General features: G+C 69.3%; 1 protein-coding gene. It reads left to right on the top strand.

Features of this window, described 5'->3' with window-relative positions; all coding sequences use genetic code 11:
- Nucleotides 1–267: glycine zipper 2TM domain-containing protein (locus AC0L2P_RS32375; RefSeq protein ID WP_473507264.1), on the top strand; the 267-nt coding region annotated here is incomplete at both ends.

The following is a 267-nucleotide window of genomic DNA, read 5'->3' on the forward strand; positions in this document are numbered from 1 at the left end:
GAGCAACATCGCTGCAGGCGCGGTGATCGGCGGGCTGATTGGAGCGCTTGCCGGTTCAGGGCTCGCCGGTCGCTACGATAGAGCCCCGGCCACCGTCCTTGGCGCGGGTGCAGGCGCGGTCGCGGGCAGCGCCATCGCGAGGAACGCCAGCCCCGACTGTCCGCCCGGGTTCGTGGTCAAGGCAGCGCCCGAGCCTTTCTATCCGCCACCCGTCTATCCGCACGTCTATGTGGCGCCGCCGTGGTATGATCCCTGGGTATGGTACGG

Source organism: Mesorhizobium sp. WSM4836 (assembly GCF_055811815.1).